Here is a 20,069-nt window from a genome sequence, read left to right as displayed (position 1 = left end):
ATCGTAATTTTTTTATTCACAGGCGATTCCATCTCCGTCTCTATCTAAGCGAGCGCTATATCCAGGTTGCCCTCTACGAAGCGGTGCAGCACCTGCAGCGCGTGCTTCACTACAATTTCGATAGCCTCCTTGTTGAGGTTGTGTGACAAATGCTTGTTGTTGCTGCGCTTGTTGGGCAGCTGCAACTTGTCTTGCCTGTTCAGCGGCTGCGGCTTGTCGAGCTTGTTCAGCTTGTTGTTCTCTGACAGTAATGGCATTTTGTACTAATCCAACACGATGAGTTAAGCGATCTTTTGTTCCTTGATCAGCTACATTTGCAATGGCAGCTTGGGCTGGGGCAATATTTTCTGTTACTTGATTGTTTTCTAAGGCTTGTACGGCAGACTCAGCTTGAGCAGCAAGTTGTTTTGCTTCAGCCTCTTTCTTTTCACGCTCTTCTTTTTCTTTTCGTTCCTGTTCTTCTTTCGCCTTTTTCTCGCGCTCTTCTTTTTCTTTTCGTTCTTGTTCTTCTTTTGCCTTTTTCTCTTTTTCAGCTTTCTCTGCTTTCTCTTTCTCAGCTTTTTCTTTTACCTCTTTTTCACGTTTTGCCTCAGCCTCTTTTTTCGCACTTTCATCATTTTTAGAAGGAGTGGATGCAAAATGAGTAGCTTGAGTTTGCTCTTCTTGAGTTGTTGAAACAGTATGTGGATTTGTTAAATAGACACCTCCTGCTCCAAGAATAGCTACTAGAGCAGCAATATTTCTCTTTGCCACATTGGGCTTTTTCTTTGCAAAATACCACAGAGCAATTGCTCCACCTAAAAAGAAAAGTGGAAGAATGATCTTGGGATTAAAAATCATAAAGAGGATTCCGAGACCGTAAAGAACGACTTTCCATACTGGTTGGGCCATGATATAATCGACAAACTTTTTCATTTTATTCTCCATATTTAGTAATATTTTTCACAATAATCATACCACAATATAAGAGCGCTTTCAATCACTAACTGGTAACATTTTAATAAAAAATCAGACTTAGATTAAACTAAGTCTGAAAATTGTTCTTATTCTCCCAATTCTGCACTATAGGCAATGATTTGATCGACAGTGTCTGAAAGGAATTGGATGGTATCGCGAAGTGGTTTGTCAGTTGAGATATCTGCTCCGATGATCATGGCTGACTCAAGTGGGGTCTTGCTGCCGCCTGATTTAAGGAGGTCTAGCCAATCTTTAGCTCCGTTTTCGGAGTTCTTCAAATGCAGGTAACCCGCTGTTGAGATAACCAAGCCAGCTGAGTAGGTGTAGCTGTATAGCCCCATGTAGTAGTGGCTTTGGCGCATCCAGGTCAATGCTGCATCGTCATCGATTTCAACGGCGTCTCCCCAGAATTCTGTCAAGACTTCCTTCATGATGCTGTTGAGCTTGCTAGCGCCGAAGGTACCACCTTCTTCGATCAAGGTGTAGACCTTGCGTTGGAAGGCCGCTTCCAACAAGTGGGTGATGAAGTTGTGGAAGTAGGTATCTGTCAAACGGTGAGCCAAGGCAAAACGTTTTTGACGAGGGTCGTCAAACTGGTGTTCCAAATAGTCGCTGAGGAGGAGCTCGTTAAAGGTAGAAGGAGCTTCCACATAGTAGGTCGACATGTGGGCGTTGAAGTAGCTTTGGTTGTTGTCTGAGAAGATGAATTGACCAGAGTGTCCGATCTCGTGGATCAGGGTGTAAACATCACTCATCCGTCCTGTCCAGCTCATAAGGACATAAGGATGGACGCGGTATGGATCGGCCGCATAACCACCGGAATCCTTGCCTTCATTGGCTGCGAAATCGACCCAGCGTTCGGTTTGGTAGCGGGCAATTTCGCGGGAGTATTCTTCTCCAAGGGGTGCTACAGATTTCATGACCAAGTCATAAGCGTCATCAATGGTCACATCAGGGTTGAGTGCGCTGTCCAAATCCAACTTCCAATCAGCAAAGGTCATTTTCTCAAGACCGTTGACCTTGGCCACGTGTTTGAGGAATTTTTGAGCGACCGGAGCGAAGTCCTTCATGATCAGGTCAATCTGACGGTCAAACATGGCACGATCCACTTCCTGCTCAGCCAAGAGATAGTCAAAGACAGAATCGTAGCCTCGCATATCTGCGATCAGTTTTTCAGACTTAACTTGGGCTAGATAGGTAGCAGCAGCCGTGTTTTGGTGCTTGCGGAGACCTTCTGAGAAAGAACGAAAGGCTTTTTCACGGACTTCTGCATTCTCATGGTTTTGGTAGAAGTTTTCATAGGTAACAAAGCTATTCTTGTAGACTTTTCCATCTACTTCAAAATCAGCCATTTCAAAGTCGCCCGCCCGCATCTTGGTATAGATGTCTTGTGGTCCGTAGAAGACTTCACCCAGGTTGGTCAAGGTCTTTTCCACATCAGCTCCCAAGTAGTGAGCTTTTTTGATTTTAGCCTGACGAATGGCAAAAGTGAGGTGAGGGAGTTGCCCCAAGCGTTCGAGGACATCTTCATCCGCTTCTACCAAAGCATCATCAAAGAAGGAAAGTTCAACGCTCGCCCAAGTTTCGAAATCCATACCTGCTTGAGCAATTTCCGCAAAAGCTTCGTCGCCAAAGTCAGTGGTTTGTGGCATAAAGCTGTAGTTGCCAATGTGGCTGAGTTGGATCTGAATTTGCTCAAAGATCGCAAAGGCAGCTTCAAAGTCTTCAAAAGTGTGGAGCTTGCCCTTGTAGTTGCGGACAAATTCATTGATTTCCTCGCGAGTCTTTTCAATGGCACGCAAGAAGTCTTCCTGGTCTTGGTAGAGGGCTGTGAGGTCCCAGAGTTCGTTCTCAGGAAATTCAGAACGTTTTTTTAATTCCATAGTGTTCTCCTTTTGATCAAATAACTATACTAAGTATATCAGAAAAAGGAGCAGAAACATAGAGGGAGAGGGGAAAATGCTTGTGTAAAAATCTTGAAAAGAGCTGGAAAAATTGACCATTTTTGATATACTAGGATAGATATGAGGAGGTTTTTATGAAAAAGGTTATGATTTCACTACTAGCAGGTGCGTCCGTTCTAGCTCTGGTGGCTTGTGCACCCAAACGTTATGAACGCCAAAGTAAACCGAAAACGGCAAGCTCTTCGTCGGTTAAAAAAGAGAAGAAGGATACAGGTCAGAAGTATTATCAAGAGGTTTTGGAGCGGTATGCTAAGTATGATACTGCTCTTAAAAATGGAGATAAAGCAGGCCTGTTTGCGGAATTAGGTAAGATAAAATCTGGCTCAGAAGAAAGCATCTATCTAGATGCTTTGGAGCGCTTAGGAACTCCGGTAACCTTCCAATACGCTTTTACAGACTTGAACAAAGATGGTGTGGATGAGCTCTTGGTGTCCAATCAATACACTGGAAACAAACAATATGTTTCTGCAATCTATTACCTCAAGGGTCAAGAAACCGAATTGCTCCATACAGCTTATACAGCTGCGGTGGGTGGCTATCGCTCCAGCTTAGATGTTTTTGACAATGGACAAATCGTCTATGCTACTTGGCAATCTGTGAATCCAGAAATGGAATTGACCCTTTATTCGCTAGGAAAAGGGGAAGCCAAGGAAGAAAAGAAAGCAACCATTCAAATTGGTGGGAAGGAAACGGCAGAACAGGCTCTTGGGATTTCAGCCAAGAAGTTGGACCTTAGTAAGCTTGATTGGAAAAAATTTGATGGTTCAGGGGATTCCAAATCAACAGCGAAAGCAGAAGAGAAAAAATCAGAAAGCTTCCAAGTACAAGTTGGCGTGGCCGATCTTCGTATTCGGAAAGAACCGTCTACCTCCGCCCCATCTGCAGGAATGATCGCAAAAGGAACTTACACCATTACGGAAACAGTAGACGCAGATGGTCATACTTGGGGCAAATTGGAATCTGGACAAGGCTGGATCGCCCTTGAATTCACAACGCGCGTGAGTGGCAATACTGAATCAGCTTCAGCACCTGCCGCTACAAAGACTGGAATGAATCTAGAAGAAATTAAAGCTGGAAATTTCTCAAGTGTAGCAGGAGTATGGGAAAATAAGCACGGAACTAGTATTGAGTTTGATGCGCAAGGAATTGTGAAAGTCAATGGTAGTGCTGTCAATGGTGTTCAATTTTCTGGTTTTTACTTCAAGGAAGGCAATTTACACGGAGTTAGTCGGATGCCTGGCGCAACGAACGAAACGCCTATTCTTTTCATTCCTTCAAGAGAAGGTGGCAGTGAATCCATTTACTGGAGTAAGAGTGATGCTACGAATGGGAACGATTTGTACTACCGTGTGAACTAAAAAATAAGGAGACAAACATGAAAAAAATTGGAACCTATTTACTAGCTGCAGCCCTCTTGCTTTCCCTAGCAGCCTGCGCTCCGAAACGCTATGAGCGTAAGCATGCTCCAGTAGGATCTTCATCCGTCAAGAAGTCCTCTGGTGAGACCCAAGAAAAAGAGCAGTCGCAAGAAGAAAAGTCAGATAAAAATGATAAAAAAGCCATTGGGACCTTGTCAAAAGCGGACCAAGCGGATATCTATTCGATTATTGAAAACAGTGCGTCTTTGACCTATTCACTTCAGGTGCAACCGACTCGCTTGCTGGAGTTGAACAATGACCACGGTGCGGTTGATGGTTACCCACAAGACATGTTCATTGATTACTACAATACCTACACGCCGGGAACCTATAATCTGCAAGATATCATTGATAAATTAGATGCAGAAGAAACATCGGACTCTATCCGCAGTCTTTCACAAGACAAGCTGATCCAACTAACAAATGAAAAGAAAGACGGCTGGATCTATTCGACAAAAGACAAGGCCTTCTATGAAGTTGTTCCTGGCGGTCGTGGGGGAGCGATGCCACCGATGGAAATCCCTTCACCGGATGAATGGGTGATCAATGAAGATTCAGTTGAAGTGACAACGACTATCCAAGGAACTTCCGATCCATACAGACGTTTTGTCTTGAAACGAAACAATAAGGACTACAAGGGTGGAACACATAAAACACGCTTTTATGTCGACAGCACTGAATTCGCAAAATCGTAAAAATAATCAGAAGCTATATCTAGCTCTAAAATTTTTATATAGAACTTGCTGAAGAATCAAATAAAAAGGCCCTCAAAGCCTTTTTCTTTTGGGCTTGAATATGTTAAAATAAAAGGTATACGTGCTTGGATACAAAGATGAGGATATAACATACAGATAGGCTGTTGAAATTCTTATCTCGTTGAGTTGCTTGGCAGCCTTAGTATCTTGATAGTTGAACACGGGCTAAATCCCTAGTGAAAAAGATAGATTTCCTAGTGTGCGTGGCACACTGCGTCAATCTCCTATTTTCATACGGGATTCTTCACGCCCTTTGTATCCTGATGAACTGAATTTTGGCCTCATTTCTTAGGAAAAAAGATAAGCTTCCTAGCACTCATCGAGTGCGGCGTCACCTTCCTATTTTTCTACAGAAATGTTCGGCAAGCCGAACCGTCCAAAATATCTTGATCTTTGTAGGCAAGTCGTATAATTTTATAAATCCAAAGGGGATTACAATGACAAAACATGTGTTTCAAACGACTTTTGCGGGTCGTGAGTTGATCGTAGAGACTGGTCAGGTTGCCAAGCAAGCAAATGGCGCTGTTGTCGTGCGTTATGGTGAGTCAACTGTCTTGACGGCTGCTGTCATGTCTAAGAAGATGGCAACTGGGGATTTCTTCCCACTTCAAGTCAACTACGAAGAAAAAATGTATGCAGCTGGGAAGTTTCCTGGTGGCTTTATGAAACGGGAAGGACGTCCTTCAACAGATGCGACTTTGACAGCGCGTTTGATCGACCGTCCAATCCGTCCAATGTTTGCGGAAGGTTTCCGTAATGAAGTGCAAGTCATCAACACGGTTCTTTCTTACGATGAAAATGCATCTGCACCAATGGCAGCCATGTTTGGTTCATCCTTGGCGCTTTCTATCTCAGATATTCCATTTGACGGACCAATCGCTGGGGTACAAGTAGGTTATGTGGATGGGGAGATCGTCATCAACCCAACGCAAGAACAAGCTGAGCGCTCGCTTCTTGAATTGACAGTAGCTGGAACCAAACACGCTATCAACATGGTAGAGTCTGGCGCTAAAGAATTGTCAGAAGAAATCATGTTAGAAGCTCTTCTAAAAGGGCATGAAGCGGTTAAAGAATTGATTGCTTTCCAAGAAGAAATCGTAGCAGCAGTTGGGAAAGAAAAAGCAGAAGTTGAATTGCTTCATGTAGATGCTGAATTGCAAGCTGAAATCATCGCAGCCTACAACAGTGACCTTCAAAAAGCGGTCCAAGTAGAAGAAAAATTAGCTCGTGAAGCTGCGACTCAAGCGGTTAAAGACCAAGTGACAGCCGTTTACGAAGAAAAATATGCAGACCACGAAGAATTTGACCGTATCATGCGGGATGTAGCTGAAATCTTGGAACAAATGGAACACGCAGAAGTGCGTCGTTTGATCACAGAAGACAAGGTTCGTCCTGATGGTCGTAAGGTTGACGAAATCCGTCCTTTGGATGCGGTTGTTGACTTCCTTCCTCGCGTTCACGGTTCAGGTCTCTTTACGCGTGGACAAACGCAAGCCCTTTCTATCTTGACTTTGGCGCCAATGGGTGAGACTCAAATCATCGATGGTTTGGATCCAGAGTACAAGAAACGCTTTATGCACCACTATAACTTCCCACAATACTCTGTAGGGGAAACTGGACGTTACGGTGCACCTGGTCGTCGTGAAATTGGTCACGGTGCTCTTGGGGAGCGTGCTCTTGCTCAAGTATTGCCAAGCTTGGAAGAATTCCCATACGCGATTCGTTTGGTAGCAGAAGTTTTGGAATCAAACGGTTCTTCTTCTCAAGCCTCTATCTGTGCGGGAACGCTTGCCCTTATGGCGGGTGGTGTGCCAATCAAGGCGCCAGTAGCAGGGATTGCAATGGGTCTCATTTCTGATGGAAATAACTATACCGTATTGACAGATATCCAAGGTTTGGAAGACCACTTTGGCGACATGGACTTCAAGGTTGCAGGTACGCGTGACGGGATTACAGCCCTTCAAATGGATATCAAGATCCAAGGGATTACTGCAGAAATTTTGACAGAAGCTCTTGCTCAAGCCAAGAAAGCTCGTTTTGAAATCCTTGATGTGATCGAAGCAACCATTCCAGAAGTGCGTCCAGAATTGGCGCCAACTGCTCCGAAAATTGATACCATCAAGATTGATGTGGACAAGATTAAGATTGTCATCGGTAAGGGTGGAGAAACCATCGACAAGATCATCGCTGAAACAGGCGTTAAGATTGATATCGACGAAGAAGGGAACGTATCGATCTACTCGAGCGACCAAGATGCCATTAACCGTGCTAAAGAAATCATTGCAGGCTTGGTTCGTGAAGCGAAAGTGGACGAAGTCTACCATGCTAAAGTGGTTCGGATCGAGAAATTTGGTGCTTTTGTCAACCTCTTTGACAAGACGGATGCCCTCGTTCATATCTCTGAAATGGCTTGGACGCGCACCAACCGTGTCGAAGACTTGGTAGCCATCGGTGATGAAGTCGATGTGAAGATTATCAAGATTGACGAAAAAGGTCGTGTCGATGCTTCTATGAAAGCTCTTCTCCCTCGTCCGCCAAAAGCAGAAAACAGCGAGGAAAAAGGTGAAAAAACTCATCGCCATGGCGATCGTCCTCGTCACCACAACAAAGACCACAAACCAAAAAAAGACTTTACTATTACACAAAAAGATTCAGAATAATCATTAGAAAAGGAGGAGCACGGTATGGGATGGTGGCGTGAAACCATCGATATTGTAAAAGAAAATGACCCAGCAGCGCGTACCTCGCTGGAGGTCCTTTTGACCTATCCGGGCGTCAAAGCACTGGCAGCTCACCGTGTTTCCCACTTTTTGTGGAACCATGGCTTTAAGCTTCTAGCTCGGATGCACAGCCAATTCTGGCGTTTTTGGACCCAGATTGAGATCCATCCAGGTGCGACCATTGCTTCCGGTGTCTTTATTGACCATGGAGCGGGCCTCGTTATCGGGGAAACGGCCATTGTTGAAAAAGGCGTCATGCTCTACCACGGGGTGACCCTTGGGGGAACAGGGAAGGATGTCGGTAAACGCCATCCAACGGTTCGTGAAGGAGCCTTAGTCTCCGCTCATGCTCAGGTCATCGGTCCGATTGAGATTGGGGCCAAAGCCAAAGTAGGAGCGGGAGCGGTCGTCGTCTCCGATGTACCGAGTGATGTGACCGTTGTCGGAGTCCCTGCTAAAATTGTTCGTGTTCACGGTAAGAAGGATGAGCCAATCATTCACCAAGAAGAAGAAAAACGCGAATACTATGTGAATAAGATGGAGCATGCTAAGGAAGCCAGTCATCGGTCTTCTAGCTTGTAAGGAGATCGCTACGTGATTCAAGCAACCAATACATTGACTGACCACCAACTACTGGAAGCAAAGGCCCTTATTGCCATCTGTCAGAAGGATGACGGAACTTTTCGGGATCCTTATCTCTCCAATATGCTCAATTTTGATCCCGATATGCCCGCCTTTTTCCTTTATTATGAAAAAGGTGAACTTGTTGGCCTATTAACCGTTTATGCAGATGACCCAGATGTGGAAGTAGCGATTCTGGTCCACCCCAATCATCGTCGTCAAGGCATTGCGCGGGCTTTATATAGAAGTTTTGAGACAGAAACGGCATCTTATCCCATTGAGTCTGTAACTTTTCAGACAGAGCGTGTTTTTCTAGAGCGCCATCCTGATTTTGTCAACAACTGGGGACTGGTCGAGGATGAAGAGACAGAAACCTGGTTAGGTAAGGATAGAAGACCTTATCCGTTAGCAACTGTTTCCAATCTGGACGTTTTGTTAGCAGATCGTTCCTATCAGGATCAAATTAGTCAGTTGAAGTTTCAGGCATTTTCAGAGGAACATGAATCTAGAGAAGTTGTGGATAGATATGTCGCTAAAGCTCTGAAGGATCCAAAAAGTCGCCTATATATTTTACTAAAAAACGGTCAGGTTATTGGAACTTGTACAGTTGATTTATCGAGTAATACGAATTACCTCTATGGTTTAGCAATAGCCGAACATGAACGTGGAAAAGGCTATGGGAGCTACCTGGCAAAATCCCTTGTCAACCAACTCATTGAGCAAAATGACAAGGCCTTTCAGATTGCCGTGGAAGACAGCAATGTAGGTGCCAAACGTTTGTATGAAAAGATTGGCTTTGTCAACCAGACTCAGGTGGTTTATTTGAAGCCAAAAGAGTAGAAACAGAAAGGAAATGAAGCGTGTTAAAAATTTATGATACCATGTCTCGTGATTTGCGAGAATTTGTCCCCATCGAGGAAGGGAAGGTCCGCATGTATGTTTGTGGGCCAACAGTTTACAACTATATCCATGTTGGGAATGCCCGATCAACGGTGGCCTTTGACACGATTCGTCGCTACTTTGAGTATCGTGGCTACGAAGTTGCCTATATTTCCAACTTTACCGATGTGGATGATAAGATCATCAACCGTGCCAAGGAAGAAGGCATTACTCCTCAGGAAGTGGCAGACAAGTACATTGCGGCCTTTCGTGAGGATGTGACGGCTCTTGGAGTCAAGCCTGCAACCCGCCACCCTCGTGTGGTTGAGTTTATGGATGACATCATTCGCTTTGTTACCGACTTGATCGAAAAAGGCTATGCCTACGAGAGCCAAGGCGATGTCTATTTCCGTGTGGAAAAATCCCATAACTATGCTAAGTTAGCCAATAAAACTTTGGAAGACCTAGAGCTAGGTGCTTCTGGTCGGACAGATGAGGAAACAGCTCGCAAGGAAAATCCAGTCGATTTCGCCCTCTGGAAAGCTGCCAAACCAGGTGAAGTTTCTTGGGAAAGCCCTTGGGGACCTGGTCGTCCTGGCTGGCACATTGAGTGTTCGGTCATGTCAACGGGGATTTTAGGCGATACCATTGATATTCACGGTGGTGGAGCTGACCTTGAGTTTCCGCACCATACCAATGAAATTGCCCAGTCAGAGGCTAAAACTGGTCAAACCTTTGCCAACTACTGGATGCACAATGGCTTTGTCAATATTGACAATGTCAAGATGTCCAAGTCTTTGGGCAACTTTATCACTGTGCATGATGCTTTGAAGACGATCGATGGTCAAGTGCTTCGTTTCTTCTTTGCGACCCAACACTACCGCAAGCCGATTAACTTCACAGAAAAAGCTGTGCGCGATGCGGAGACCAACCTCAAGTATTTGAAAAATACTTATGAACAACCTTTCGCCGGAGAAGTGGATCCAGCAGACTTACAAAACTTTGTGGACAAGTTTATTGCGGCTATGGATGAAGATATCAATGCCGCAAACGGAATCACCGTCGTCTTTGAATTGGCCAAATGGATCAATTCAGGTCATTACAACCAAGACGTCAAGGATGCCTTGGCAAAGATGTTAGAAGTCTTTGGAGTGGTCTTTGTTGAAGAAGTTTTGGATGCGGATATTGAAGCCTTGATCGCTGAACGTCAGGAAGCGCGGGCTAAGAAAGATTTTGCGCGAGCAGATTCGATTCGCGATGAATTGGCTGCGCAAGGAATCAAGCTCTTGGATACAAAAGAAGGTGTAAGGTGGACACGTGATTGATGTCAATCTAATCAATGGGATCGCCCTTGCCTTTGAAGGGGATGCGGTCTATTCCATGTATATTCGCAGGCACCTAATTTTTCAAGGGATGACCAAGCCCAATAAGCTTCACCAGACTGCAACACGCTACGTCTCTGCCAGAGCTCAGGCTAGCTTGATTGAAAGCATGCTGGAGCAAGAAATTCTGACAGAAAAAGAGTTGGAGATCTACAAGCGCGGTCGCAATACCAATAGCCATACCAAGGCCAAAAATGCGGATGTCGTGACTTATCGTATGTCGACAGGCTTTGAAGCCGTTATGGGCTATCTTCATATGACGGGTGAGCTTGCTCGTTTAGAAGAATTGATCAACTGGTGCATCCAGCAAGTAGAAGAAGGAAGAAAGCAGTGAAAAATATCAGAGAGTGGTTTCCTCATGCAGAGGTGACGGATCACCCCCATCCACCAGCTGGTTATGTAGCGATACCCCTTCAGGCTCATCAATGGCTGCTACTGAAGGAAGAAGAGTTAACCGAGCGAGAAAAACAATTGATTTCCTGGTTGGGCGGTGAAGAAGAGGTTGCCCCCAATCCTTGGTACCAATACCTGATCGATGGAAAGGGAGAAGCCCCTCAGGTCATCAAAAAAATGCAGCTCGTCTATTGCCACCTCTCGCACTCAACAGCGGAAGGGATGGCTTCTTGGTTAGAGATGATGCAGACACTCTTGCCCAACTTCCGAGCAACCTTGCAACTGAGTGGACAGGACTACGTGCTCATTCTGGACCAAGACCAGTCTTTGCCTGTGGCCGATATCTTAAAAGATACCGTCTCTGCCATGGAGTATGATTTTAACATTCGTTTATCTATCCTGGTCGGGCAAGTATGGACCGAGTCAAAAGAAGGAAAAGTGGCTCCGGTTATCCGAGCAGAACAGGCGGTCTTTCGAGCTTGGATTCGAGAAGGGCATCAAGGCGTCTATCGCTTTTCTCAACTCTATCTGTGGGGGATCGAGCAGGCAGGTCTGGACCTTACTCCAATCAAAGAACGCTTGTATCAGTTGATTGAAAGTCAAGATCAATTGCAAGACATCATTGTCGCTCTTTGGGAAAATGGGGCAGTCGTGACCAAGGCGGCCCAGCAACTCTATCTCCATCGCAATTCGCTCCAATACAAGATTGATAAGTGGGAAGAGCTAACGGGTCTCCAGTTGAAAAATCTGACAGATCTGGCTCTTTGCTACCATTTAGTCTTGCAAGATGTCATTTAAACGGAATCAATCGAGAGTTTTGTGCAACTTGCACAAAACTCTTTTTCTTTTTTGTGAGACTTGCCATAGATTTGTAAAACGTTTTCATTTACAATAGAACTATAAAAATCAAAGGAGTACCATCATGGTAGAATTAAATCTTAAAAATATTTACAAAAAATATCCAAACAGCGAACACTACTCAGTTGAAGACTTCAACTTGGACATCAAAGACAAAGAATTTATCGTTTTCGTAGGTCCTTCAGGATGTGGTAAATCAACAACTCTTCGTATGATCGCTGGTCTTGAAGATATCACAGAAGGTGAATGTTCCATCGATGGTACTGTTGTAAATAACGTAGCGCCTAAAGACCGTGACATCGCCATGGTATTCCAAAACTACGCTCTTTACCCACACATGACTGTGTACGATAATATGGCATTTGGTTTGAAATTGCGTAAATACAGCAAGGAAGATATCGACAAACGTGTACAAGAAGCAGCTGAAATCCTTGGCTTGAAAGAATTCTTGGATCGTAAACCAGCTGACCTTTCAGGTGGTCAACGTCAACGTGTTGCCATGGGACGTGCCATTGTCCGTGATGCAAAAGTATTCTTGATGGACGAACCTTTGTCAAACTTGGATGCAAAATTGCGTGTATCCATGCGTGCTGAAATCGCGAAAATTCACCGTCGTATCGGAGCTACAACGATCTATGTAACCCACGACCAAACAGAAGCGATGACACTTGCTGACCGTATCGTTATCATGTCTGCTACTAAAAACCCTGCAGGTACTGGTACAATCGGACGTGTAGAACAAATCGGAACTCCTCAAGAAGTATACAAAAACCCAGTGAACAAATTCGTAGCTGGATTCATCGGAAGCCCTGCGATGAACTTCATTAACGTGAAATTGGAAGGTGGACACATCGTTGCTAATGGATTGAATTTGAAAGTTCCAGAAGGTGCTTTGAAAGTCTTGAAAGAAAAAGGCTATGATGGTAAAGAATTGATCTTTGGTATCCGTCCAGAAGACGTGAATACAGAAGCTGCTTTCCTTGAAACTTTCCCAGAATCAGTTGTAAAAGCAACTATCTCTGTGTCTGAGTTACTCGGTTCTGAATCTCACTTGTACTGCCAAGTTGGTGACAACGAATTCATCGCTAAAGTGGATGCGCGTGACTACCTTGGAACTGGTGAAACCATCGAACTTGGATTTGACTTGAACAAAGCTCACTTCTTCGATAAAGAAACTGAAAAAACAGTATACTAATACCTACTGACACGATAGAGACTGAGACGATTTGTCTCGGTCTCTTTCATTTTAAGGAGACAAGACATGGAAAAAGACTGGTGGAAGGGGAAGGTCGCTTACCAGATTTACCCAAAAAGCTTTAAGGACAGCAATGGCGATGGTGTTGGGGATTTGAAAGGCATCACGGAGAAACTCGATTACCTTCAAGACTTAGGGATTGATATTCTCTGGCTATCTCCTGTTTACAAGAGCCCTTTTATTGACCAGGGCTATGATATTTCCGATTATTATGCCATTGATCCCCTCTTTGGGACTATGGAAGATATGGAAGAGTTGATTGCGGAAGGTAAGAAGCGGGGCATTTCTATCATCATGGACTTGGTGGTTAACCATTGCTCCAGTCATCACGAGTGGTTCCAAAAGGCTTTAGCAGATCCAGATGGTCCTTATGCGGACTACTTTTACTTCATCGAAAGTGACAAAGAACCCAACAACTGGGAAAGTTACTTTGGGGGCAGTGTTTGGGAGCCGGTTCCTGGCACCAATAAGTACTATCTCCATTCTTTCCATAAGGACCAGCCAGACCTCAATTGGCAAAATCCTGTCTTGCGCGAAGAAATTTACAAGATGATCAACTGGTGGTTGGACAAGGGAATTGCGGGCTTTAGGATCGATGCTATTATCAATATCAAAAAAGATCTAGAATGGCGTTCGCTTCCATCTGATCGCGAAAATGGCTTGGTCCCAGTACCGGAGTCTCTAGTGAATGCCCAATCGATTGAACCGTTCTTGCAAGAGTTAAATGAGCGGACCTTTGCCAAGTACAATGCCTTCACAGTAGGGGAAGTGTTCAATGAAACCGATGAAGAATTGCATTTCTTCATTGGAAAAGACGGTGTCTTTTCTTCTATCTTTGATTTCAAACAAACCTGCTTAGGGCAGGAAGGAAAAGGCTGGTTTGACCATAGTCTTCCAACAGCAGATGAACTCAAGGAAAGTATTTTCCAAGCGCATGAGCGCGCAGATAGTATTGGGGTTCTCTCGACCATCATCGAAAACCACGATGAGCCTCGTGGGGTGTCCCATTATATTGCTGAAGGTCCAGTAAACGACACCAGTAAAAAAGCCCTAGGAACTATTCAGGTTTTGCGCAAGGGAATTCCGTTTATCTATCAAGGCCAAGAAATTGGAATGGAAAACCAAGTCTTTGAATCAATAGAGGACTTTGATGATATCGCGACCATCAATGGCTATCATGTTGCGAAAGAAGCTGGTTTGAGCGAGGAAGAAGCCTTAGCAGTGATTGCCAACTATAGCCGAGACAATGCGCGGACACCGATGCAGTGGACAAGAGAGCCAGGTCTGGGCTTTAGCGATGGACCAGCCTGGCTGATCAGTCCCAAACCAGATTATTCCATTAATGTGGAAGACCAGGAAAAGGATCCAGATTCTATTTTGAATTATTACCGTCAGCTGACGGCCTTATATCGTCATCCCCTCTATGGGAATACCATCCGGTTTGGAGATATGATCCCAGCTTATCGGGACCGTGAGAATATCATCGCCTTCGAACGCCGTGGGGACAAGCGTCTCTTGGTAATCAGCAATTTCCAAAATCGCCAGGCCACTTTGGAGTTACCAGCTCCGATTAAAACGCTTGTTTTAAATAATACTGCTGGGTTGTTCCAAGAAGGAGACCAGGTATTAGAATTGGCCCCTTACCAAACTGTTGTGTTGGAATTGGTGGAATAGAAAGAACCTTCGCGTCTGCGAAGGTTCTTTTCATGTCATCCAAGTCTAAAGCTGGAACTTATTCAACTTCTTTCTTTTTCAAGAGGAGGAAGCCTCCGCTAACGGCTAACAAGAAGCCTGAAAGAATGAAGTACGCCGTTGTGTCTTCTCCAGTTTGTGGCAATTGTGCCTTGGATGGACTTTCTTGGAAGCTTTGTCCCACTTGGTAAGTCAAGGCTTGCACACTTTCTCCATTTTCAGTTGTCATTTCTTTTTGTGGAAGGAGAACTTTAGGAGTCTCCTTCTTGGTCAAGATTGGCTGTGGAGTGGTTGTTTGGTTATGAATTGGAACCACCACTTGATCTGGTTCTTTAGCTGGAACGTAATCCATCAAGCTTGCTAACTTGCTGCCAAAGATCGCATTGGTTACCCAGCGGAAGAAGTGGACAGGGTGTTGACGGTTGGTTGGATTTCCGGCATAGACAAAGAGTGGTTGTCCCATCAGTTCTCCAGAGATCGCCATGACTTTGTTGGCTAGAACATCGTTATGTGGCCACCAACCTGCAATATAATAATCGCTCGGAGCGATGCTCATCAAGGTTTTGAAATGCTCTGGAACTTTTTCAATCCAGTTTCCTGAGTTGGAGTAGAAGAGGGTATTCTTCTTGTATCCGCTGGTCAATGGATCCTGATCATCAATGATCGCCTTCATCAAGCCTTCGTAGTCACTACCGCCTTTTAGTTTTTCAGCGTCAAATCCTGCAAGAACTCCCAATTTTTCCAGTTTTTGCATGGCTTCCCCACCAATGACAAGGGTCGGTTTCTTGCCAAAGATGGAAGCGTCAAAGCGGTTGCTTTCCAAAATAACAACATCCGCTTCTTCTGGAGTATTGACAATTTGGAAGCCTAATTTTTCAAGGACTAGACTGGTATGAGCAGGCGCATCGACTCCAGCCCAATTATAGTGGTAGTTTGGAGAGTAGACCTTCATCGGTTTCAAGGTTGGCCCGCTTGGTACCTTGTAGAGGGCATCACCATAGATGGCATAGTTTGGCAGGAGTGAAGCAAAGGTATCGCGGTCAACGATGTAGCCATCATCTGTTAGGTAGACAGATTTTCCTTGGGAAATGGCCTGGTTGATAGCTTTAACGGCACTGGCTGAGGTATTTGCGATCACATAGTAAGGAGCTTTTGGATCGATCTCAGAAGTACGAGTCGCACGGGTGGTGGTGACTTCGCCTAATTTTCCATTGAAAAGACCATCCGCAAAGACAGGTTCGGACTTGAACCCTCTCATATCTGGGAAGTTAACCAGCAACTCTGCGTACATCGCAGCCCAGGCAGATTCGTTGGAGCCCTTGTAGAGAATGTGGTTGGCATAGCCGCGTTTGGCTTGGGCCATATCAATGACTAAGTCTCCTTTTTTATAGTTGCCAATATCTTCTTTGAGCTCTTTGACGAGGACACCATTGCGTTTGAAGTAGTCGATCATATTGAAAGCTTCTTGGGCATCGTTGTCTTTGTCGAGGCTCATCGGGATGACGTAGTAGTCTGGGAAGAATTTTGGACGACCGTTTTTCACACGTCCAACGATTTCCCCATTTGGGCCGACCAGTTCATTTTCAGCTTTTGGATCTTCCGTTTTATTGAGACCACGCAGGTAGAAGTTGAGCCGCATCTCAAGGAGTTTGTCTGGATCTTGGTTGAGGAAGTCAATGCCGCCGAGGACAGCATTGCGTCCAGCCTTATAGGATTCTTGGTTGGATTCTGGTATTTCAATGGTGTGGCCCAAGATGCCGTGATAGACAGCATAGACACCTGTATAACCTGAGAAGGAATCATCCCAGCCATCTCCCCAATCCAGTTTTGGAATGATGTAACTGTCGTATTTGGAATTGGCAACTCCAGCCCGGCCCATATGATGGGCATTTTCCAGCATGAGGTTGGACATGAGATCGTATTCAAAGTTCGGATCATGCGGAGGTGTTGCAGGTTCGATTAAGAATTCTTTTACAAAACCGTGTAAGTCGTAGAGAGCGATCGGATTCCACTTGTTGATCATTTGGATGACGGTCCGGACTTCAGGGTTGGTTTGGTAGCTGGCATCCCGGTTTGGATCGAGCCCGTTTGCTAGGGCCCGCAGGTTGAGAGCATCTCCATCTGGGTTTTCCGTGAAGTCAAACAAGAAGATAAATTTGTTTAGGAGAGTTGGAATATCTAGCGTGACAGTTTTGGCATTTCCAGCTTCATCTGTGGTGTTAAAGGTCACCTTTTCCTTGGTTGCAAAGGTATTAAAGAGGCCTGTGATGATATCAATGCCTGGCTGCTCATCCGCGTGGGTGTTGTGGACTAAGACAGGTAGTTTGTAATCCAAGGTCTTGTCCTTCAGTGCAGCCAGCATTTCGCTTGGTTTGGTCAAAGCTGTAGGATTGGTGCTAGACAGGTAGTGATCGATGCTGGCTTGGTCCTTACTCACAATTCCCATCTTCATGTCCCGGCCTTGGGCGCTCTTACCAAGGGTTTCTAACTGCACCAAACGATCGGGTTTCGCTTCTTCCTTGGATTTTTCGATAGCAGCGAGCATCTCTTCATGTGTATGGTAGTCTTGGTAAGGTCGAAAAACAAGAGTTTTATTGATGGTCACACCCAAGTCTGCATTGGTTCCGACCAGCTCATGATTGCCGATGTAGTTGCGGTAAGTCCGGCGGATATTATTTGGGCTCCGAAGGCTAAGATCTTCACCAAAGAGATCTTTCACTTCCATATGGAGATCCAAATCATTGCCGTTTGCAGTCTCTGTGATCGTAAGGAATGGATCCTTGCTCAGGGTTCCAGTCTCCATATCCCAGGTTTTCCACTCCGAGAGAGGCTTGTTGTCCAAGGTCCAGTTGATCTTGCCAGCAGCTTGAGCTTTTTCTTGGACTTTGTCATCAATCGTGCTCTTTTCAGAGAGATAAATGGTGCTATCTGCCAATCGTGTCGGTTGGTCAGCGGTCGTTGCAGCACGGTTAGTGCTTGGACTAGCGACTGGAGCAACTTCTGTAGTAGAAGCCACATCAGAAGTCGCTGCTGTTTCTACAGAAGTGGCAGGGGCTGCGGTGTCTCCTTTTTCAGCTGTAGCAGGACTGGCAGTCTCAGCTGTCACAGCTTGCTCAGTAGCGGGTGCCGCTTCAAGGACCGTACTTGGTTCTGTTTGAGGCGCTTCTATGCTATCGGCTGATACTTGACCATGTCCGATAACGGAAAGCAAGACAGTAGCTGAGAGGCTGAGCGTCGTAGTGTACAAATGTTTCTTATATGAAGACTTCATATAGAAGACCCCCCTTAAAAAGTTATTTTCTTGTTCTAGTATACCATTTTAGGAAAGCGTTTTCAACAGTTCCCGCAATAAAGAAGCCTTTGCATCTGGCAAGGGCTTCTTTGTCTATTCTGTCTCTTGATGAAATTGTTGGTAAAAATCAACCTTGACCTGAATGAAGGTTTCTAAATCTCTTAACAATTGGAGCAAGGTGGCGCGTGTTTCGAATTCTTCACGGGTCTTAGGAAGAGGACGTTCACGGAAGATCGCCAAATACTGACTAATATCATCTAGAAGATCTTGGGCAGGATTTTCCTGACTTAACTGTTGGGCTGTCTTCTTAAATAGTTGTGCTAGGATTATGCTTTCACTCGCCGCTAACTGACAACGGTTGACGTTTTCTGCCATATCTCGCAGAATATCGTTTTGCCGCTTGCGCATTTCAAAGTAGTGAATATGGTAGTTGGTTTGGTGAAAGAGGTGGTTGGAATGGTCCAGATAGACTAGATTTAAAGCGTCCTCTAGGATACCATCCAACTCCTTGATCAAGCGAGCATCATTGCGACCATCCCCTTTACCAAGAAATTCCGCAAAACGATCAAGGATCTTCTTTAGTTGGTCTTCGACCACATCATGGTAATGATCGATCGCAGCCTGATTCGAAGGCATATAGAGATTGGCCAGCAGGGCAAAGCTGGTTCCAATTAAAAAGAGAGCAAGTTCATTGAGCAAGAGCCCCCAGGAAGTAGACTGCTCAATCAAGAGATGGGTGACCAGCACCGTACTTGGCGTGATGCCGATCTGCCAACCCAATAGAAAGGCGCAAGGAACATAGAGAGCGATAAAGACTCCCAGTGCCCAAAGGTTGAATCCAAAAAAGGAAAAGGCGAGACTTCCGATAGCAAGGGCCAGCAAGGTCGACATAAAGCGCTGGTAGGCCTGCTTGATCGTACTGCGACGCGTATCAGAGATACTCAAGATGGCAATGACGCCAGCTGAGATGGCATAGGTCAAGCCCAGAGCATAAGCAAGGGCCGCTGCTAAACAGGTGGCCAAGGTGAGCTTGATGGTTCGTTGAAAAAGAGGCATGGCTTCCTTTCTAGTTTGGTTCGTTCATTAAGATAGATTTCATTTCATTATATCATGAATTGGCATCATCCTCCTTTCTTGTGGTATACTAGTTCTATGGAAAATAACGATATCGTATACGGTGTCCACGCAGTCACCGAGGCTTTACAAGCCAATACAGGCAATAAATTATATATTCAAGAAGACCTCCGAGGAAAAAATGTCGACAAAATCAAGGCCTTAGCAGCTGAGAAGAAGGTGTCGATTTCTTGGACGCCAAAGAAAACCCTGCAGGAAATGACGGAAGGAGCCGTCCACCAAGGCTTTGTTCTTCGTGTGGCAGCCTTTGCTTACACAGACTTGGCAGCGATTCTGAAACAGACAGCCCAAGAAGAGAACCCACTTTTATTGATTCTCGATGGTTTGACAGATCCGCACAATCTTGGATCTATCTTACGGACAGCTGATGCGACCAATGTCTCAGGCGTCATCATTCCTAAGCACCGTGCAGTCGGGGTAACTCCAGTGGTTTCAAAAACTTCTACCGGAGCGGTGGAACACATTCCCATTGCGCGTGTGACCAATCTCAGTCAAACTCTAGACAAGCTAAAGGAAGAGGGCTTCTGGATCTTTGGGACCGACATGAACGGCACGCCATCTCACCAGTGGAATACGGCTGGTAAATTGGCCTTGATCATTGGCAATGAAGGAAAAGGGATCTCAGCCAATATCAAAAAGCAAGTCGATGAGATGATCACCATTCCCATGAATGGTCATGTGCAAAGCCTCAATGCCAGTGTGGCAGCAGCCATCCTCATGTATGAGGTCTTTCGCAATCGACTATAATT

15 protein-coding genes are annotated in these 20,069 nt (G+C 45.1%); 11 read left to right on the top strand and 4 right to left on the bottom strand.

Annotated elements, in window-relative coordinates:
* Positions 1-12: 12 nt before the first annotated feature.
* Together AC6IZR_RS09340 and pepF are read right to left on the bottom strand one after the other, a co-directional pair.
* A complete protein-coding gene (locus tag AC6IZR_RS09340; RefSeq protein ID WP_497848486.1) occupies positions 13-915 on the bottom strand; it encodes an excalibur calcium-binding domain-containing protein in 903 nt (300 codons plus the stop codon).
* 128 nt (positions 916-1,043) lie between these two features.
* Positions 1,044-2,840: an oligoendopeptidase F gene (gene pepF / locus AC6IZR_RS09335; RefSeq protein WP_497848485.1), complete on the bottom strand. Its 1,797-nt coding sequence runs from the start codon at positions 2,838-2,840 to the stop codon at positions 1,044-1,046.
* A 155-nt stretch (positions 2,841-2,995) separates the two neighbouring features.
* Here pepF and AC6IZR_RS09330 point away from each other — a divergent pair, with 155 nt between their 5' ends.
* The 10 genes from AC6IZR_RS09330 (at position 2,996) to AC6IZR_RS09285 (ending at position 14,876) form a co-directional block, all read left to right on the top strand.
* On the top strand, positions 2,996-4,279 hold the full coding sequence (locus tag AC6IZR_RS09330) for a DUF6287 domain-containing protein (protein WP_497848484.1): 1,284 nt from the start codon (positions 2,996-2,998) through the stop codon (positions 4,277-4,279).
* Positions 4,280-4,296: 17 nt separating this feature from the next.
* Positions 4,297-5,034, top strand: coding sequence for a hypothetical protein (locus tag AC6IZR_RS09325; RefSeq protein ID WP_497848483.1), 738 nt, complete (start codon positions 4,297-4,299; stop codon positions 5,032-5,034).
* Between the two features lie 497 nt (positions 5,035-5,531).
* Positions 5,532-7,754 (top strand): polyribonucleotide nucleotidyltransferase, encoded by a 2,223-nt coding sequence (pnp, locus tag AC6IZR_RS09320; RefSeq protein WP_497848482.1) that lies wholly within the window; start codon positions 5,532-5,534, stop codon positions 7,752-7,754.
* A gap of 24 nt (positions 7,755-7,778) precedes the next feature.
* A complete protein-coding gene (cysE, locus tag AC6IZR_RS09315; RefSeq protein ID WP_061604741.1) occupies positions 7,779-8,396 on the top strand; it encodes a serine O-acetyltransferase in 618 nt (205 codons plus the stop codon).
* Between the two features lie 12 nt (positions 8,397-8,408).
* Positions 8,409-9,275, top strand: a complete 867-nt coding sequence (locus AC6IZR_RS09310; RefSeq protein ID WP_497848481.1) for a GNAT family N-acetyltransferase — start codon at positions 8,409-8,411, stop codon at positions 9,273-9,275.
* Positions 9,276-9,295: 20 nt separating this feature from the next.
* A complete protein-coding gene (gene cysS / locus AC6IZR_RS09305) occupies positions 9,296-10,639 on the top strand; it encodes a cysteine--tRNA ligase (protein ID WP_497848480.1) in 1,344 nt (447 codons plus the stop codon).
* Complete coding sequence (locus AC6IZR_RS09300) at positions 10,632-11,030, top strand: Mini-ribonuclease 3 (protein WP_003010060.1); 399 nt, start codon at positions 10,632-10,634, stop codon at positions 11,028-11,030. The genes cysS and AC6IZR_RS09300 overlap by 8 nt, the downstream gene beginning before the upstream one ends.
* Positions 11,027-11,887, top strand: coding sequence for a helix-turn-helix domain-containing protein (locus AC6IZR_RS09295; protein ID WP_497848479.1), 861 nt, complete (start codon positions 11,027-11,029; stop codon positions 11,885-11,887). The genes AC6IZR_RS09300 and AC6IZR_RS09295 overlap by 4 nt, the downstream gene beginning before the upstream one ends.
* Positions 11,888-12,011: 124 nt before the next feature.
* Positions 12,012-13,142 carry an ABC transporter ATP-binding protein gene (locus tag AC6IZR_RS09290; RefSeq protein ID WP_021154414.1) on the top strand — a complete coding sequence of 377 codons (1,131 nt, stop codon included), beginning with the start codon at positions 12,012-12,014 and terminating at the stop codon, positions 13,140-13,142.
* Positions 13,143-13,208: 66 nt separating this feature from the next.
* Positions 13,209-14,876 carry an alpha-glucosidase gene (locus tag AC6IZR_RS09285; protein WP_497848478.1) on the top strand — a complete coding sequence of 556 codons (1,668 nt, stop codon included), beginning with the start codon at positions 13,209-13,211 and terminating at the stop codon, positions 14,874-14,876.
* Between the two features lie 58 nt (positions 14,877-14,934).
* On the opposite strand, the gene AC6IZR_RS09280 is transcribed toward AC6IZR_RS09285, so the two are convergent.
* Positions 14,935-18,165, bottom strand: coding sequence for an LPXTG-anchored zinc carboxypeptidase (locus AC6IZR_RS09280; protein ID WP_497848477.1), 3,231 nt, complete (start codon positions 18,163-18,165; stop codon positions 14,935-14,937).
* Positions 18,166-18,279: 114 nt separating this feature from the next.
* Positions 18,280-19,242, bottom strand: a complete 963-nt coding sequence (locus AC6IZR_RS09275) for an aromatic acid exporter family protein (protein ID WP_497848476.1) — start codon at positions 19,240-19,242, stop codon at positions 18,280-18,282.
* A gap of 96 nt (positions 19,243-19,338) precedes the next feature.
* Here AC6IZR_RS09275 and rlmB point away from each other — a divergent pair, with 96 nt between their 5' ends.
* A complete protein-coding gene (gene rlmB, locus AC6IZR_RS09270) occupies positions 19,339-20,067 on the top strand; it encodes a 23S rRNA (guanosine(2251)-2'-O)-methyltransferase RlmB (RefSeq protein WP_003010074.1) in 729 nt (242 codons plus the stop codon).
* Positions 20,068-20,069 lie beyond the last annotated feature (2 nt).

This window comes from Streptococcus mobilis, assembly GCF_059727625.1.
The sequence above is the reverse complement of the archived record's forward strand: the minus strand, read 5'-3'. Positions and strand labels throughout refer to the sequence as shown.

Bases quoted from the DNA above. Each gene is read 5' to 3' on its own strand.
- AC6IZR_RS09290 (WP_021154414.1), top strand. From the start codon at position 12,012: ATGGTAGAATTAAATCTTAAAAATATTTACAAAAAATATCCAAACAGC.
- AC6IZR_RS09275 (WP_497848476.1), bottom strand. From the start codon at position 19,242: ATGCCTCTTTTTCAACGAACCATCAAGCTCACCTTGGCCACCTGTTTA.
- AC6IZR_RS09330 (WP_497848484.1), top strand. From the start codon at position 2,996: ATGAAAAAGGTTATGATTTCACTACTAGCAGGTGCGTCCGTTCTAGCT.
- pepF (WP_497848485.1), bottom strand. From the start codon at position 2,840: ATGGAATTAAAAAAACGTTCTGAATTTCCTGAGAACGAACTCTGGGAC.
- AC6IZR_RS09285 (WP_497848478.1), top strand. From the start codon at position 13,209: ATGGAAAAAGACTGGTGGAAGGGGAAGGTCGCTTACCAGATTTACCCA.
- AC6IZR_RS09325 (WP_497848483.1), top strand. From the start codon at position 4,297: ATGAAAAAAATTGGAACCTATTTACTAGCTGCAGCCCTCTTGCTTTCC.
- pnp (WP_497848482.1), top strand. From the start codon at position 5,532: ATGACAAAACATGTGTTTCAAACGACTTTTGCGGGTCGTGAGTTGATC.
- AC6IZR_RS09280 (WP_497848477.1), bottom strand. From the start codon at position 18,165: ATGAAGTCTTCATATAAGAAACATTTGTACACTACGACGCTCAGCCTC.
- rlmB (WP_003010074.1), top strand. From the start codon at position 19,339: ATGGAAAATAACGATATCGTATACGGTGTCCACGCAGTCACCGAGGCT.
- AC6IZR_RS09340 (WP_497848486.1), bottom strand. From the start codon at position 915: ATGAAAAAGTTTGTCGATTATATCATGGCCCAACCAGTATGGAAAGTC.
- cysE (WP_061604741.1), top strand. From the start codon at position 7,779: ATGGGATGGTGGCGTGAAACCATCGATATTGTAAAAGAAAATGACCCA.